This is a genomic window from Clostridium sp. (genome assembly GCF_018372875.1).
GTDB lineage: Bacteria > Bacillota > Clostridia > Clostridiales > Clostridiaceae > Clostridium.
In genome coordinates this window covers 1-1,264 of record NZ_JAHAIF010000105.1, presented here as the reverse complement: position 1 = coordinate 1,264, position 1,264 = coordinate 1, and the positions used below count along the sequence as shown (strand labels likewise).

General features: G+C 28.7%; 1 protein-coding gene. It reads left to right on the top strand.

The genetic code is table 11. The annotated features are described in order from the left end of the window. The coding region (locus tag KIB46_RS16290) for an IS1182 family transposase (RefSeq protein ID WP_291673279.1) at window positions 1-1,243 on the top strand (1,243 nt) is incomplete at its 5' end. Window positions 1,244-1,264 lie beyond the last annotated feature (21 nt).

The window sequence follows — 1,264 nt, the reverse complement described above, 5'->3', positions numbered from 1 at the left end:
ATGCATTGAAAACTTATTTAATCAATTTATAAAAAAACTTGGTGAACTTAAAGAAATAGAATTTGATAATATATTTATTGATGGAACAAAAATCGAAGCATCAGCTAATAGATATACCTTTGTATGGAAAAAGAGTATAGCTAAAAATGAAGCTAATTTGCAAAATAAAATCAAAGAAATATTCTTAAAAATAAATCAAAATCTACATTTTTGCTTTATTATTGATAATTCTATAATATCGGTTGATGATGCTACTTCACTTAAGGATATACTTTATTCTATTGTAGATAATAGTAAGCTTGAATTTGTTCATGGAAAAGGGAGAAGAAAAAGTAAGTTGCAAAAATACATTGAAGAACTTGATAAGTTTATTGAAAAACAAAGCTATTATAATAATTGTAATGGTATTTTTAATGGGCGTAACAGTTTTTCAAAAACTGATCATGATGCAACATTTATGCATATGAAAGAAGACCATATGAAAAATGGTCAATTAAAGCCTGCCTATAATATTCAGATAGGGGTAGAAGGTGAATATATTGTAGGTGTAGACGTTTCGAATGAAAGATCTGATCAACTTACATTTATACCATTTTTAGATAAATTGGAGAAGAATCTATCTAAAAAATATAATTCCGTAACTGCTGACGCAGGATACGAAAGCGAAGAAAATTATATGTATCTGGAATCTAATAATCAAGAAGCCTATATTAAACCTGCAACATATGAAAGATCGAAAACTAAGAAATTTAAAAGCGATATTAGTAAAAGAGAGAACATGATATTTAATTCTGAAGATAATTACTATATCTGTTCCTCTGGGAAAAAGCTTTTTTATAAGGGAGAGCAAAAGAAAAAAAGTGCATCTGGATATGAATCTAGTAAGAGTATTTATGAATGTGAAGATTGTTCTAAATGTGAATATAAGTCTAAGTGCACTAGAGCCAAAGGAAATAAGCAATTACATGTAGCTAGAAACTTTATAAGATTGAGAGAGAAATCACTTGAAAATATCACATCTGAAAAAGGGATATTACTGAGAATGAATCGTTCTATTCAAGTCGAAGGAGCATTTGGAGTTATCAAACAAGATTATGGATTTAGACGGTTTTTGATGCGTGGTATGCCTAAAGTTCGTACGGAATTTTTATTAATGGCTTTTGGCTATAATGTTAACAAATTACATAGCAAAACTCTTCAAAAGCGTAACGGTAAGCTGCTTCACAAGCAGCAAGCTTCCTAATTAGTTTAATATAGTAATAAT